13 protein-coding genes and 1 tRNA gene are annotated in these 14,289 nt (G+C 65.1%); 4 read left to right on the plus strand and 10 right to left on the minus strand.

Translation table 11 applies throughout. From position 1 onward, the window contains the following. Positions 1-56 precede the first annotated feature (56 nt). From QP803_RS08540 to rpoH, 3 genes are all read left to right on the plus strand, one after another. Positions 57-365 carry an ElaB/YgaM/YqjD family protein gene (locus tag QP803_RS08540; protein ID WP_284947344.1) on the plus strand — a complete coding sequence of 103 codons (309 nt, stop codon included), beginning with the start codon at positions 57-59 and terminating at the stop codon, positions 363-365. Positions 366-381: 16 nt separating this feature from the next. Continuing rightward, a complete protein-coding gene (locus QP803_RS08545; RefSeq protein ID WP_284947345.1) occupies positions 382-891 on the plus strand; it encodes a hypothetical protein in 510 nt (169 codons plus the stop codon). Between the two features lie 301 nt (positions 892-1,192). Then, positions 1,193-2,101, plus strand: a complete 909-nt coding sequence (gene rpoH, locus QP803_RS08550; RefSeq protein WP_284947346.1) for an RNA polymerase sigma factor RpoH — start codon at positions 1,193-1,195, stop codon at positions 2,099-2,101. A gap of 49 nt (positions 2,102-2,150) precedes the next feature. On the opposite strand, the gene QP803_RS08555 is transcribed toward rpoH, so the two are convergent. The 10 genes from QP803_RS08555 to QP803_RS08600 form a co-directional block, all read right to left on the minus strand. Beyond that, the gene (locus tag QP803_RS08555; RefSeq protein ID WP_284947347.1) at positions 2,151-3,365 is read right to left on the minus strand and encodes an MFS transporter; all 1,215 of its coding nucleotides are present in this window, start codon (positions 3,363-3,365) and stop codon (positions 2,151-2,153) included. A gap of 47 nt (positions 3,366-3,412) precedes the next feature. After that, complete coding sequence (locus QP803_RS08560) at positions 3,413-4,840, minus strand: MFS transporter (protein ID WP_284947348.1); 1,428 nt, start codon at positions 4,838-4,840, stop codon at positions 3,413-3,415. Positions 4,841-4,858: 18 nt separating this feature from the next. Beyond that, on the minus strand, positions 4,859-5,320 hold the full coding sequence (locus QP803_RS08565) for a YcgN family cysteine cluster protein (protein WP_434082899.1): 462 nt from the start codon (positions 5,318-5,320) through the stop codon (positions 4,859-4,861). A gap of 27 nt (positions 5,321-5,347) precedes the next feature. After that, a complete protein-coding gene (gene cdd / locus QP803_RS08570; RefSeq protein WP_284947349.1) occupies positions 5,348-6,187 on the minus strand; it encodes a cytidine deaminase in 840 nt (279 codons plus the stop codon). 6 nt (positions 6,188-6,193) lie between these two features. Next, positions 6,194-6,784 (minus strand): PqiC family protein, encoded by a 591-nt coding sequence (locus tag QP803_RS08575; RefSeq protein ID WP_284947350.1) that lies wholly within the window; start codon positions 6,782-6,784, stop codon positions 6,194-6,196. 29 nt (positions 6,785-6,813) lie between these two features. Continuing rightward, positions 6,814-8,565: a PqiB family protein gene (locus QP803_RS08580; protein ID WP_284947351.1), complete on the minus strand. Its 1,752-nt coding sequence runs from the start codon at positions 8,563-8,565 to the stop codon at positions 6,814-6,816. Then, positions 8,562-9,959, minus strand: coding sequence for a paraquat-inducible protein A (locus QP803_RS08585; protein WP_284947352.1), 1,398 nt, complete (start codon positions 9,957-9,959; stop codon positions 8,562-8,564). The genes QP803_RS08580 and QP803_RS08585 overlap by 4 nt, the downstream gene beginning before the upstream one ends. 88 nt (positions 9,960-10,047) lie before the next feature. Further along, positions 10,048-11,376, minus strand: coding sequence for a class I SAM-dependent RNA methyltransferase (locus QP803_RS08590; protein ID WP_284947353.1), 1,329 nt, complete (start codon positions 11,374-11,376; stop codon positions 10,048-10,050). A 67-nt stretch (positions 11,377-11,443) separates the two neighbouring features. Then, entirely contained in the window at positions 11,444-13,147 is a 1,704-nt protein-coding gene (locus QP803_RS08595) for a DEAD/DEAH box helicase (protein ID WP_434082900.1), read from the minus strand. Positions 13,148-13,393: 246 nt separating this feature from the next. Continuing rightward, a tRNA-Cys gene (locus tag QP803_RS08600) sits at positions 13,394-13,467 on the minus strand. Positions 13,468-13,616: 149 nt separating this feature from the next. Here QP803_RS08600 and QP803_RS08605 point away from each other — a divergent pair. Next, positions 13,617-14,285: a protein-L-isoaspartate O-methyltransferase family protein gene (locus QP803_RS08605; RefSeq protein WP_284947354.1), complete on the plus strand. Its 669-nt coding sequence runs from the start codon at positions 13,617-13,619 to the stop codon at positions 14,283-14,285. Positions 14,286-14,289: the final 4 nt, after the last annotated feature.

A 14,289-nucleotide genomic window follows, 5' to 3' on the forward strand; every position in this document is an offset into this window, starting at 1 on the left:
CGGACTATCCGACCGAGTGTCGTCACCCATCAATTGCTTTAGTGAGGAAGACCGTCATGAGCGACTTTCAGTCCGAAACCGCGCCCGAAGCGAAGAACGTCGCCGACGACCTCTCGATGCTCAAGCAGGACGTCGCCTCCCTGATCAAGCAGATGAAGGACATGGCGATGCGGGAGGGGAGCCGGCTGGGCCAGGACGCTGCCGACAAGATCAGCGGTCGTGCCTCCGACCTTTACGAAACGGTGTCCGAGAAGAGCAAGAAGTCGGCCGAGGCAGTGACAGCGCATGTGGAGGAGCAGCCGCTGTCGAGCCTGCTGATCGCATTCGCAGCGGGCTTCATCTTCAGCAAAATCATCACCCGCTGACCCGGCGGCTCAGGTGATGGCAAACATTTCGCGGTTGCTGCGCATCGGCGCGCTCCTCGCCTTCAATCCGGTGGTGATCGTCGAGGACGCAGCGGCGGCGGCCAAGCGTGTCGCCATCCTCAGCATCTGCGCCCTGGTCGCGGGTCTGATTCTGTTGCCGGCGGCCGGCTGCGGTGCGGCGGCGCTGTGGATCTTTATTCAGGAACGCCTTGGCCCGGTCTGGGCGGCCGTCATCACGGCCGCAGCCCTGGTGCTGCTGGCGCTCATCATCCTCGGCATCGGCATCGCCCAGAGTAAGGCGCCTCGTGATCGACAGGAGAAGAAGCAGATGCGGAAGGCCGGCAATGCCGCCGCGGCTTGGCCGGCGGCTGCCGCCTCGGTCCTGGCATCACTGCCGCCACCCCAGGAGGTCGGCGCCGCCGGAAAGAGCTTCTTTCGCAAGCACAAGGGCACAGCCATGTTAGCAGCCGTCGTCGCCGGGTTGATCTTCGGCCAGGATCTGGTGCGTCCGCGCCGACGCCGCTAACGGGTCCTTCATCTTCAAAGGGTATGACTCGGGTGCCATTCGCCCGGTTCATACCCGTTCTGCTTTTCAAAAAACGCGTCACCACCGGCTCGCTCACGGCGTATAGTGGGTAACCCGATGCGGATAACCGGTCGGGACTACCATCACGGAACGGTTACTGCCTGGTGAGGGGTAATCTCTTCCTCGTGATGGGGCTGACTCGTTGGTTGCTGACTATAAAAGTTCAACAGCCTTCGCTGGCGTTCGCTCAAGATGACGCTGATTTCAGGTCGTTTTCGTCGAAGAATATAGGAGTCTCTCTATGGCCCTTGGCATTAACATCGCTCCGGAAGGCAATCTTTCTCGCTACCTACAAGAAATTCGTAAGTTTCCGATGCTGACTTCGGAAGAGGAACTCAGCCTGTCGAAGTCATGGCGCGACAATAATGATGTCGAAGCCGCTCACAAGCTGGTCACCTCGCATCTTCGCCTCGTCGCCAAGATCGCCATGGGCTACCGCGGTTACGGCTTGCCGGTCGGCGAGCTGGTGAGCGAAGGCAATGTCGGCATGATGCAGGCTGTCAAGCGCTTTGACCCCGAGCGCGGCTTCCGCCTCGCCACCTACGCCATGTGGTGGATCCGCGCGGCGATACAGGAATATATTCTGCATAGCTGGTCGCTGGTTAAGATGGGAACCACTGCTGCGCAGAAGAAGCTGTTCTTCAACCTGCGCCGCCTGAAGGGGCAGATGCAGGCGATCGACGACGGCGATCTTCAGCCCGAGCAGGTGGCCGAAATCTCCCGCGTGCTCGCGGTGCCGGAGCAGGATGTGGTGAACATGAACCGCCGCCTGTCGGCGCCGGATCATAGCCTGAACGCCCCGGTCCGCATGGACAGCGAAGGCGAGTGGCAAGATTGGCTCGTCGATGAGAGCGAGACGCAGGAAGACACCCTGGCCGAGCGCGAGGAAATGTCCGACCGCAAGGCGCTTCTGGCCAATGCGCTGAAGACGCTGAACGAGCGGGAACGTCATATCCTCATCGAGCGGCGCCTCAAGGATGAGGCCACGACTCTGGAAGACCTGTCGCAGCAGTATCGCATTTCGCGTGAGCGGGTGCGCCAGATCGAGGTTCGGGCTTTCGAGAAGTTGCAGAAGTCGATGAAGACCCAGATCACAGATCGCCGTCAGGCGATGGCCTCGACCTATGAGGCGGCCCGCATCGCGGCCTGATCGCCATCACGCTTTAAAGGCCGGCCCCGGAAACAGGGCCGGCCTTTTTTTATGCCGCTTCGCTATGCGTGGCGGCGGCCCTGAACCCGGCTTTGCGAGTCTCACGTCGGCGCTGGCTGCGGCGTTCCAGCCAAAGGGCAGTGACGATCACGCCCAAGGCGACGACACTGAACGCACTGCCCAGCCAGGGCAGTTGCGCGTAACCGGCGCCGGCCGACACCATGAAGCCGCCGGCGGACGCGCCGATGGCATTGCCGAGATTGAAGGCGCTTTGGTTCATGGTGGAGGCAAGGCTGGGCGCCGCCCGGGCTTGATCCACCACCCGCATCTGGAGGGGTGGCGCCACGCCGAAGGCGAAAGCGCCCCAGACCATGATCGTGATGACGGCCGGAACCGCACTGTGGCTGGTGGCGGTGAAGACGATCTGAACGATGATGAGCAGGCAGAGGCTGAGGATGATCGACGGCATCAGACGCCAATCCGCCAGACGTCCGCCGACCAGATTGCCCAGCGTGATGCCCACGCCGAACAGCAGCAGGGCGATGCTGACGCCGTGCGGACTGATGCCGGACACGGTCTCCAAAAGTGGCGTGATATAGGTGAAGACCGTGAACAGCGCGGCTGAACACAGCACGCTTGTACCCATGGCAAGCAGGACCTGCGGGTGGCCGAGTGCCGCGACCTCGCGCTTCAGGCGCATCCGCCGCGCCTGACGCACCTCCGGCACCCAGATCAACAAGGCCACAAAGGCGGCCACGCCGATGATCACCACAGCCCAGAAGGTCGTGCGCCAGCCATAGGCCTGACCGAGCAGCGTTCCGAATGGCACGCCCAGCACATTGGCGAGGGTCAGACCCGAGAACATCAGCGAAATCGCCATCGCCCGCTGATGTTTGGGCACCACTTCAGCCGCGACCACCGCGCCGATACCGAAGAAGGCGCCGTGGGCGAGGGCGGTGAAGATACGCGCCGCCATCAGCGTGTCATAGCCATGGGCGAGGGCGCAGAACGCGTTGCCGATGATGAAGACGGCCATCAGGATCAGCAGGGAGAGGCGGCGGGGAAAGCGCGCCATCAGGACGGCCATGAAAGGCGAGCCGATGGTGACGGCCAGGGCATAGCTCGACACGAGTTGCCCGGCTTGCGGGATGGAAACGCCGAGGCTGTGCCCGATCTCAGGAAGCAGCCCCATGATGACGAATTCCGTGGTGCCGATACCGAAAGCGGCGGCTGCCAGGGCGAGCAGGGCGGGGGGTAGCGACACGGCTTGGGAACTCCCGGTGAAGGCCCCGAACTATAACGCCAAGATGGCTAGATGGAGGCCGCTTTTGCACCTGCGAAGGCAGTTGTTCGCGCCCGCAGCAAAAGACCCATCAGGAAGCAGACGACACCCAGGGCCGTAGCCACGACGAAGCAAACAAGCCCCGCCCGAATGACCACCGTGATCGGTGCGCCTTCGACCAAGCCGGCTGCATTGGCGGCCACGCCGCCCAGCGCAGCACCGATCGCGAGGCCGGCGGACAGAACTGTGGGCAACATGCCGGAGGCCCGATCACGATCGGCGGGCACGGCGCCCGTCATGATCGTCTGGCTCAGGAAACCCCAGGTCAGGCCATAGGCGATGCCCACGAAAGCCTGTCCCACAAGCAGCCAGACGAGCTGCTGCGCCATGAGGGCGGGAATATCGATGGCCAAGCCGAGAGCCAGCATCAGCGGGCCGACCCAAAGGCAGCCGCGTGACAGTCTGGGCGGCAGCCTGCTGGCCATGATGCCTACGGCGCTCCAGGCGATGACCATGGCGGCGCCCAGGAAGCTGGCCGTCAATGGATCGTACCCCCAGACGCGTTCGAGGATGTAAATCAGGTAGACGCCCGGCCCCGTATGGGCGGTGGGCATCAGCAGCACGACCCAGAACGCGAGGCCGGTGCGGGTCCGCAGTGAAAATGCGTCGCGCGGCAACAGCCGGTTGGGGGCATGCCGGTCGCGTGCCACCAGCAAGGCGAGCACGGACAAGGCGGCCAGCACGCTGGCCACCCGCATCCACAAGGCGGGCTCGATCGCCGCCAAGGACAGCAGCAAGATCGCCAGCCCGACGCCGATCAGCCGCAGCATCGGCAGGCCATGGTGCGTGACGCTGGAGAACATGCGGGGAATGGTCAGGCGCACGAGAAGCATGAACACCAGGATCAGCGGCACTTCGATCAGGAAGGCCGCGCGCCAGGAGATGGCCTGCGTGAGGACGCCGCCCAGCATCGGCCCGAGCATGGAGCCGCCTGCCCAAATGACCGCTTCCACGCCAAAGACGGCCGGGATCAACACGGCGGGGAACATTTCGGGGATCAGGATATAGCTCAGGCCTGAGATGGCGCCTTCGCCGACGCCCTGAAGGGCCCGGCCAAACAGCAAAACCCAGATGGTAGGCGCGAAGCCGCAGGCGAAGGTGCCGAGAAGATAGGCGACTCCCGCGTATTGGAAGGAGGTCTGGGCGCCCCAACGCTGCTTCAGCGACGAGGCGATGGTGCCCGCGACGATCGCCGCGATCAGATAGAAAGTGAAGCCCCAGCTGATCAGATTGAGGTGGCCCAACTGCTGCACGGCGGAGGGCATCGCCGACGAGACCAGAAAGGCCGAGAAGGCATACAGCGCCGAGCCCAGGCTGAAGGTCGCCAGGAAGGCGCCGTGGCGCCGGCCGAACAAGACCTTCCAACCGCCCGTCGTGGCTGTGATCGAACCCGTCATTGCAGTGCGGCCGATGGATCAGCGCGGACGCGGCAGTCGGGGTGGCCGCCCTGGCCAGTCCACGACATGATGCTCAAGCGCCCCCGCATCGCGCTCACTGATGATGCGGCCCCGCGCCGAGGCGCCGGATTTCATCACCGTCTCTGCCGTTCCGGACACGAGGGGATGCCAATCCGGCAGATCGCGGCCTTCCTCGATCCGGCGATAGGCGCAGGAGGGCGGCAGCCAATCGATATCGCGCAAGGCAACCGGTGTCAGTTGCACGCAGTCGGGCACCTTGCTCTGGCGGCTCGGGTAGTCGGAGCAGCGGCAGGTGTCGATATCGAGCAGCCGGCAGGCGACATTGGTGAAGGACAGTTCGTCGGTATCCTCGTGCCGCAGCTTATGCAGACAGCAGCGACCGCAGCCGTCACAGAGGGATTCCCATTCCTCTTGCGACATCTCGTCGAGCGTCTTGGTCTTCCAGAACGGCAACGTCATCCCCAGCCTATAGCAGAGGAGATGCCGTCAGGAGGAGAGGGCCGAGCGCCACGTCACAGTGTCAAATCCGGCATGAGGGGCCAGGAGACCCAGGAGACGCGCCGTTCCGGGCGCATGATCGATGGCGCCCGCCGCCTCGCTGCCCAAAATGCCCAGGTCGATCTCATCATATTGGCGCCCGGCGGCGATGAGATTGATGAGCGCCGACTGGATCGGGCGCAGACCGGGATTGTAGGCGGCGTTCTCGATCGCCGATCCGGTGATCACCGTGCCGTCCGTCAGCCGGAGCAAGACCGCCGATGGGCTGCGGCTATACGGGGCATGGGCGCGGGCGCCGGCCACCCGCAGCGCGTCCAGTAATGCCGGTGCGATATCGCCGGTGAGTACCGTCGGCAGGGCATGGGCGATGGCGGCAGTGGCGCCGGTTTCACCCAGATCGGCGGGGCTGAAGTTGAAGGGCAGCATCGTGTTCAGGCTCAGCCGGTCGCCGCCGGAATCCAGGATCATCAACCGGTCGCGCCCCGCGAATTCGGTCATGAACTGCCGGCAATGGCCGCAGGGACGCGCCGACACCGCGATCAGGTCGAGGGTCGCACCACGGTGGAAGGCGCGCGAGAACAGGAATTGCTCGGCATGGATCGTCTCCCCCAAGTCAGCGCCCAGGAACTCGACATTGGCGCCCATCACCAGCGCCCCGGTTTCCGCCTCTCGGCCTACGGCGCCGACGCGAAATGCCGACAAGGGTGGCCGCGCCAAGGCCTGGGCCTCGGGCAGCAGCGCCAGCATCAAGGCCTCGACCGTCTCCAGGCCGAGGCGTCGCATCATCGGCGCGATCGCTTCCGGCGGAATGACGTGACCTTCGGTCATCGCGGACTAACCGCCGGCGGCGCCCAAGCGCCAGTTCCGCACGACGAGGCCTGCGATATCATCCGCTGCCTGACCCCAGAGCGCGCTCATGCCATTGGCGATGCCGGTGACGGTGGGTCCGCCAGACGGGCCCGTGCGACGGATCGACTGCGTCATCAGCGTCTTGAGCGTGGCGCCGTCGCGAATCGCGACCTGCGCGCTCAAGACCATGGTGCCGGTGGCATCAGGATCGAAGCCGAGCACATTGATCTCGACCAGAATGGCGGGGTTCGCGCCGATGGCGCCGCCTGAGCCGATCACGGTGCTGCCGGTCAGCCGCTGGGCTAGGTCCTGGACCACCGTCGCTTGCAGCATATCCGCGAGGGGCTCGGCCCAGAGGTCGTTGCTATGGATGTCGAGCTTGGTCTCGGCGGCGCTTTTAATGATGCCGTCGCGGTCCAGATAGCCGGGAATGCTGATGCTGCGCACTTCGATGACACCCGGCGCGCCTGGCATGGCCGTGCCGGGCGCCATGACGATCCGGTAGTAGTTGGGATTGGCGGAGGCACAGCCCGCCAGCCCGGAGGTGGCGAGGGCCGCCAGCGAGAGGGCGCTCATAGAGCGGAGGAAGGTTCGGCGCGGGCTTGTCATTGTCCACCTGTGGCATGGCCGGTACGGCCGAGGATCAAGGCTTCCGGATGGCGGTCCAGGAAGGTGGCCAATTCTTTGACCGACCGAAGCGCGCCATTCGCCTGATCCATGAGCTGCGCCAGACTGCGCTGGAAGTCGGAGTCGTTGCCATAGCCCCGCGCGAGTCCGGTGACGGCCACGTTGGCGCCGCGCAGCGTGCCCTGCAGGTTGGCCATCAGCGCCGGCAACTGGCGCATGACGGGCGTCAGCCCCTGGTCGGTCTTGGCGACCAGATGCTGCACGCTCTGCAAGGTCTGCGACAGGGACGTGAGCGCACCCTGCACCTTCTCTCCGCCGATGGTGGTGTTCGCCGTCACCAGCAGGCCATTCAGATTGTTGCCAATCTGGGTGAAGGGAATGGCGTTGAGCTTGGCCATGAGCTGCGATGCCGAGGCCAGGATGCCTTCCAGCCCGCCGCCCTCGCTCGGCAAGACCAGCGCGCCGCCCTCCATGGTGATTGCAGCGGGGCCTGCTTTCGGCACGAAGGTCAAGGAAATGACCTTCTGGCCGGTAATGAAGCTTGCGGTGTCCAGCTCGGCGCGCATGCCGTTATCCACCATCTTCTGCAAGACGGCCTCAGGCTTGAGCGACTTGTCGAAGGTTTTCAGGTCGAAGACCCGCTCCGGCTGGAGCTGCATCGCGACCCGTATCCGCGCCTTTCCGGTGGCCGGGTCGAGCAACAGCCGGACGTCGGAGACTGTGCCGACCTGAATACCGAAGATCTGAACGGGTGCGCCGCGCCCGAGACCGGCGACGGAGTCCGTGAAATAGGAGACAGCGGCGAGCTGGTTCGCATAGCCGGCAGAGTCCGCGTCATCCTTGGACGCGTAGAGGTGGAAGGTCGCGTTATTCGGACTGGGCGGCGTATTTTCCGCATCGTGCCGCAGATCGAAGGTCACACCCCCAGCGATAAGGGCCTGGAGCGACTGAAGCTCGATATGGAACTGCCCCCCCTGAATACCGGCGCTGATGCCGGAGGAGTTCCAGAAATGGCTGGTCGGCTTCACTAGGCGGTCATAGGGCGCGCGGACGAAGATATTGATCGGCACCGGCCCGAGGCCGTCCCCTAGGTCGTAGCCCAGGACTTCGCCCACAACCACGTCGCGGTAGAAGACCGGCGAGCCTGAACTCAGGGAGCCGATGCTCTCGGCACGCAGCACGTAGGTATGGCCAGGTTCATCCGACCGGATGCCCGGTGGCTCGGCCAGACCATCGAACTTGGCCTTGTATCGACCCCCCTTCGGTCCGGGATCGACTTCGATATAGGCGCCGGACACCAGCGTATCGAGGCCGGAGAAGCTGCTCGCGGAGATCCGTGGCCGCACTACCCAGAAGCGGGCATGGTCGGTCAGGAAGCGCGTACCGATGCCATTCATCCTGACCTTGACGACGACATGCGTATTGTCGGGGCTGAGATCGATACTCTCGACCGTGCCGAGCGCCACCGCCTTGTATTTGACCTGGGTTTGGCCCTCCGCGAGGCCTTCACCATTGTTGAAGGTAATGGTGACCAGCGGCCCCTGCTGAATGATGGTCCGGTATCCGAGATAGAGCGCGATGGCGGCTGCCACGAGCGGGATGATCCAGACGAAGGAAAACCGGCGCTGGCGCAGATGCGCTGGTGGTGGTGGCATATCGCGCTGGGGCGGCGCCTCATCCACGGTCGCGGGTGTCGGCGGCGTCTCGCCCGGCGTCACAGGATCGGTCATGCAGGAACGCCTTTGGAGGATTGGCTCAGGGGGGCGCCGCGTTCAGGCGCAGGGGCGGCGGGGGCTGCGCGCCGCGGCGCATCCCACATCAGGCGCGAGTCGAAGGTGATCACCGAAAACATCGTCAGGATCACGACGGCCGCGAAACACGGCGCACCGGAATAGGGGTTGATGTTCGCGAACTGCCCGAAGCGGACCAGGGCCACCAGGATGGAGATCATGAAGATGTCGATCATCGACCACCGGCCGATGAAGTCGATGACACGGAAGGCGCGCGTGCGTCCGTTCAGGTGGGTGGGGGAATTGCGCTGGGTTTGCACCAGCAGGTAGCCAAGCGTGAACAGCTTTGCCAAGGGAATCGTGATACTCGCAAGAAAGACCAGGGCGGCCAGAGGCCATAGCCCGTAGGCCATAAGCTCCTGAATACCACCAAAAATCGTGTAATTGGTGGTCTTGGTCAATTGAGTGATCTGCATCACCGGATAGATATTGGCCGGCACATAGAGGGCCACTGCGGACAGGGACAGGGCCCAGGTCCGGCTCACGCTATTGCCTTTCCTGGCATGCAAGCGAGTATGGCAACGACGGCACAGGTCACCATCCACCGCACGATTGACCAGATGGCAGGTGTGGCAGCCGATGACGCCCTCGGTCGACATATTGGCGATCGGCGCATCCTCCGGCCACGGAACCTCGGGATGGTGCTGGTGATAGCGCTCGTCGGTATGGACCTTTGCGCGTTCCAAGGCCCGCCAGACCGCTTCGGTATCCATCGCGCCATCTGCCGCCGCCATCGCGATCATCAGCCCCACCAGGGCATAGAGCGAGGTATCGAGATGCACGGTCGCTATGGCCGCAAGCCGCGTATAGGCCACCAGGAAGCCGAGCAGATAGACGTCGATCATCGACCAGGGCGTGATGCGCGCATACCAACGGAACAGGGCGATCATGAGCCGCGAGGGCACGGTCCGCGTCTCCAAGCCAAACAGCGTCAGGAGCATGATGCCGAGCTTGATACCCGGGAAGATCGCCGTGACGGCCAGGACCAGAAACCCCAGCAGCGTATAGCCATGCAGTGTCAGTTCGTGCGGTCCGGTTTCGAGGCGCGCGAGCTGGAAGCGGCCATAGGCCGATATTTCCAGGAAGGGCGCGACCAGGGCATAGGTGTAAAACAGCAAACCTGACAGGCCGCAGGCGATGGGAAAGCTGAACGGCGCGCGCCGCATCCGCCACAGCGTCTTGCCGCAGCGTGGGCATTCCGCCACCAAGCCCGGGCGCATCTCCGGCAAGGTGGAGAGCAACCCGCAATCCGGGCATTCGCGCCATTGATCCAACGGCCGCGCCACATCCGGCGCGCCATGGCGGCTCTGGACGCTCGCCTCAGTCGTGATCATCGGGAAACCGCAGAGTTTTGCGCACAGCGTGTCATGTGACGCCTGTGAGACGGCGTCAATGCCACAGAGGCGTGTGGGCCGCGCCGCCTCAGCGCGGCGGGCGGAAGCCGCGCTGTACGGCGATCTTGCGCGTGAACACACACACGCTTTCCAGCCGGCTCGACCACAGGAACTGGTCGATGGGCGTCGCGCGCAGCAGGGCGAAGCCAGCCGCGTGCAGAATGGCGGCATCGCGCGCCAGGGCGGCGGGGTTGCAGCTGACGTAGATGACGCGGGTCACCTTTGCCGCCGCAATCGCCTCGATCTGGGTCTGGGCCCCGGAAAACGGCGGGTCGAGCACGACGGCCGCCGCGTCCTTCAGGTCGGGTGCGGCCAGTGGCTGCCGGTTGAGATCGCGCTTATGCGCGAGGACCATGCCATGCAGCGCGGCCCGACCGGCGGCCTGCTCCAGCGCCGTGACCGCGCTCGCATCACCTTCATAGGCGATGACATGCGCCCGCGTCGCCATCGAAAAGGTCAATGTGCCGCAGCCGGCATGCAGTTCGACGACGCGTTCCTTCGGGCGGATCCCGTCGGGCAGGCCAGCGACGACCGCAGCCGCAATGGCCGTCGCACCCTCTGGGGTCGCTTGCAGGAAGGCGCCGGGCGGAGGCGAGACCGCAGTCCCGTCGAATGCAATGGAGATCGGCGCCAGTTGCGCCGCGATTTCGGGCTGGCCGTCGCTCATCGCCCAGGCGATGCGGGGAATGGCATGCTCGGCCGCGAAGGCGGCCAGCAGCCGCCGGTCGGAGGCCGCGAGGTCACCATCTGTCCGCAACAGCAGGTCGAGTCCGGTGTCGAGCAGGTTGATCGCGCAGGACGCGTCCCGCTTGATCGCCTGAAGGCGTGGGATCAGGGCACGCAAGGGATCAAGCAAGGCGACGATGGCCGGCGCCGCGATCAGGCAGACCTGGATTGGCACGATTTCTGTCGAGCGATGGGTATGAAACCCGAGGGAGACGATGCCGGCCTGCTTGCGGATGGCGAGATCGACCCGCCGCCGCGTCTGCGGCTGGCTCGGCACGAGAGGCTCGATGACGGCATCGGCGTAACCGGCTTGGTGGAGCGCGGTGAGGAGTTCGTTCGCCTTCCAGCTTTCGAGCGCGGGCAAGGCCCAATGTTGCAGCGTGCAGCCGCCACAGATGCCGAAATGCGGGCAGGGGGGCGCGACGCGATCGTCGCTCGGCTCCAGGATCGTCTCGGCGATGGCGGCCAGGCCGCCGCCACGACGGCTCATCGGCCGCGCCTCGACCATCTCGCCCGGCAGCGTATAGGGCAGATACAGCGGCCGACCGTCGGCCATGCGGCCGATGCCGTCGCCATCGCTGCCGATGCCGGAAATGCGCGTGCGCACGTTCGCAGGCGCGGCGGTCGTCATGTCGTAAGGTCCTGTTCGTGTAGGGCGGAAAAGCGCAGCGTATTCCGCCGGACCGCGAAGGGGGCGATTAGTCCTGATCCTCGTCGCGCTCGGCTTTGTCGTCATCGACGTCGGCACTGGGCACGAAATTGGGCGCGTCGAGGCTTTCGGTGCCGCGCGACTTGCGGCGGATGAGCATGAAGGCGGGAATCTCGTCCCCGAAGCCGATGACAGGGGCGGAGGTATCGCGATCCGGCTGTGCCTGCCGGCGGCCATCGGCCGGCGGCGGCGTGCGCGGTGCTTCTGCCCGATTGCCGCGATCCTGGCCACCACGTCCACCACGGGCGCGCTTCTCTGTCTCCGGCTTCGGCTTGCGCTCACCGCGCGCGGGCGGTGCCACGGGCTCCGCCATCGGCGCGATGATCGCCTCTGCAGCCACGGGAAGCGGCGCCTCCTCGATCTCGACCACGCGGGGGCTGCGACCGCGAGCGGCGGGACGCTCATCGGCGCGCCCACCCGAAGACGGTTTGCCCTTGCCTTTGCCGCCACGGCCACCGCGACCACGTGCGCCGCCACCCTCGGACCACTCCAAGGGTGCGATCCCTTCGAGATCGACGCGCGGAATGGGGGCGCCCGTTAGCTTTTCGATGGCTTCCACCGCCTCGCGCTCATCCGGCGTCGCCAGGGTGAAGGCATGGCCCGTGAGACCCGCGCGGCCGGTGCGGCCGATGCGATGGACGTAATCCTCGGCATGATGCGGCACGTCGAAGTTAAAGACATGCGACAGGCCGCCGATATCGATGCCGCGCGCCGCGACATCGCTGCAAACGAGCAGACGGATCTGGTTGGCGCGGAACTTCTCCAGCGTGGTGAAGCGGGCCGATTGCACCATGTCGCCATGCAACTGACCGACGCTGAAATCATGCCGCTGGAGGGACTTATAGAGGATGTCCACATCGCGCTTGCGGTTGCAGAAGATGAGGGCGTTCTGCACGTCCTCGGTCTTGATCAACTGGCGCAGCGTGCGGCGCTTGTCCTCCTCGGCGACCACGGCCAAACCGGCAACGATGGTCGGCGCGACGGAGGCCGAGGCTGAGGTCGTGATTTCCTTGGGATTCTGGAGGAAAGCATCGGCGAGCCTGCGGATCGGCGGGGCGATGGTGGCGCTGAAGAACAGCGTCTGCCGGTTCGCGGGCAGCATGGCCACGATCCGCTCAACATCGGGGATGAAGCCCATGTCTAGCATACGGTCGGCTTCGTCGATCACCAGGATGCGGGCGTCACTCAGCAGCAACCCGCCGCGCTCAAACAAGTCGATCAACCGGCCGGGCGTCGCGATCAGCACGTCAACGCCGCGCATCAGCGCGTTCTTCTGGTCGATCAGGCTTTCGCCGCCGATCAGCAGCGCGTGGTTGAGCTTGAGATGCTTGCCGTAGAGCACGAAGTTCTCAGCGACCTGAAGGGCAAGCTCCCGGGTCGGCTCCAGAATGAGGCTGCGGGGCATGCGCGCACGGGCACGGCTGCCGGACAGGATCTCCATCATGGGCAGCGTGAAGCTGGCGGTTTTGCCAGTGCCGGTCTGGGCGCAGCCCAAAACGTCCCGGCCCTGAAGCACGATCGGAATCGCCTGCTCCTGGATCGGTGTCGGGTAGATGTAACCTTTCTCGGCGATGGCGCGGAGAAGCAGATCCGACAAGCCGAGATCGGCGAAGGTCGTGCGCGGCGCATCCGGAGCGGTTTCGATGTCCGCAGTGGAGGTGGCGTCCTCGGAGGACGCTGCGTGAAGAGACAAATAAAATCCCTGGTCGGTTTGGCGTCGATTTCTAGGCCGTGACAACGCCGAACGCCGGCGGCGGGGATGCACGGTTTGAGGGCCGGAACGCGGGCAGGCAAGTTTCGCCTGTGCGGAGACACGCATGCGAAGACCGGGCCTCGTTGCGGCGGATATCGCCGCGAGACCTGCACAAAGTCAACGTTTTTCACGACATGGCCGCCACCGGGCGCCCCACGGTCGTTGATCGCACGACGCAGCCGCCGCTGGAGGTCCCGCCCGGAGTCGAACCGGGCTAGAGGGATTTGCAGTCCCTTACATAACCGATCTGCCACGGGACCAGCCGCAGAACTCGGCTTATCCGATCAAGGCGTGGTTCGGGTCAAGATCCGGGCGTCGCGCGCCAGCCGCGCCCCGGAGGAGGCGCCCGCTTGGCGGGTCTGCTTCCGCCGGCTATGGTCGCACGCGTATCCGTGATCGAGTGGAGACTATGGCAAGCACGACCCTGCCTTTCGCGGCCGCGCGCCAGATGATGGCCGACAGCCAGCTTCGTCCCAACAAGGTGACGAACCCGGCCGTATTGGTCGCCATGCGCGACATCCCGCGGGAGACCTTCCTGCCGCCAGCCCTCGGCGCCCTTGCTTATGCCGACCAGGATGTGCGCCTGGGTGACGATCGCGTTCTGATGTCACCCATGGCCTTCGCCCGCCTGGCGCAACTCATCGCGCCTGTCCCTGGCGAGCGCATCCTTGTGGTCTGTGGCGGCACTGGGTACGGCGCCGCCGTTCTGGCGCGCTGTGGCGCTCGCGTCACGGTGCTCGACACCGATGCGGGGCTGATGGACGTGGGTGCGGCCGCTGTGCGCGCGCTCGGCCTGTCCATCTCATTCCAGAAGGGCGATCCGGAGCAGGGGCTTCCCGGTGTCGAGCCTTGGGACGCGATCCTGATCGAAGGCGCCGTCGAAACAATCCCGCCGGTCTTCGCCGCGCAGTTGCGGCCGGGTCAAGGTCGTCTGGTGACGGTCGTCGCGAAGAGCGGGCATCCTGGGGTTGCCGTGCTCGCGGAGCGGCAGGGCACTGCGCTGGCCACGGCTGACATGTTCGATTGCACCACCACCGTGCTGCCGGGTTTTCGCAAGGTCATCGAATTTCAATTCTAAAGCA

The organism is Acidisoma sp. PAMC 29798, from assembly GCF_030252425.1.
Classification (GTDB): domain Bacteria; phylum Pseudomonadota; class Alphaproteobacteria; order Acetobacterales; family Acetobacteraceae; genus Acidisoma; species Acidisoma cladoniae.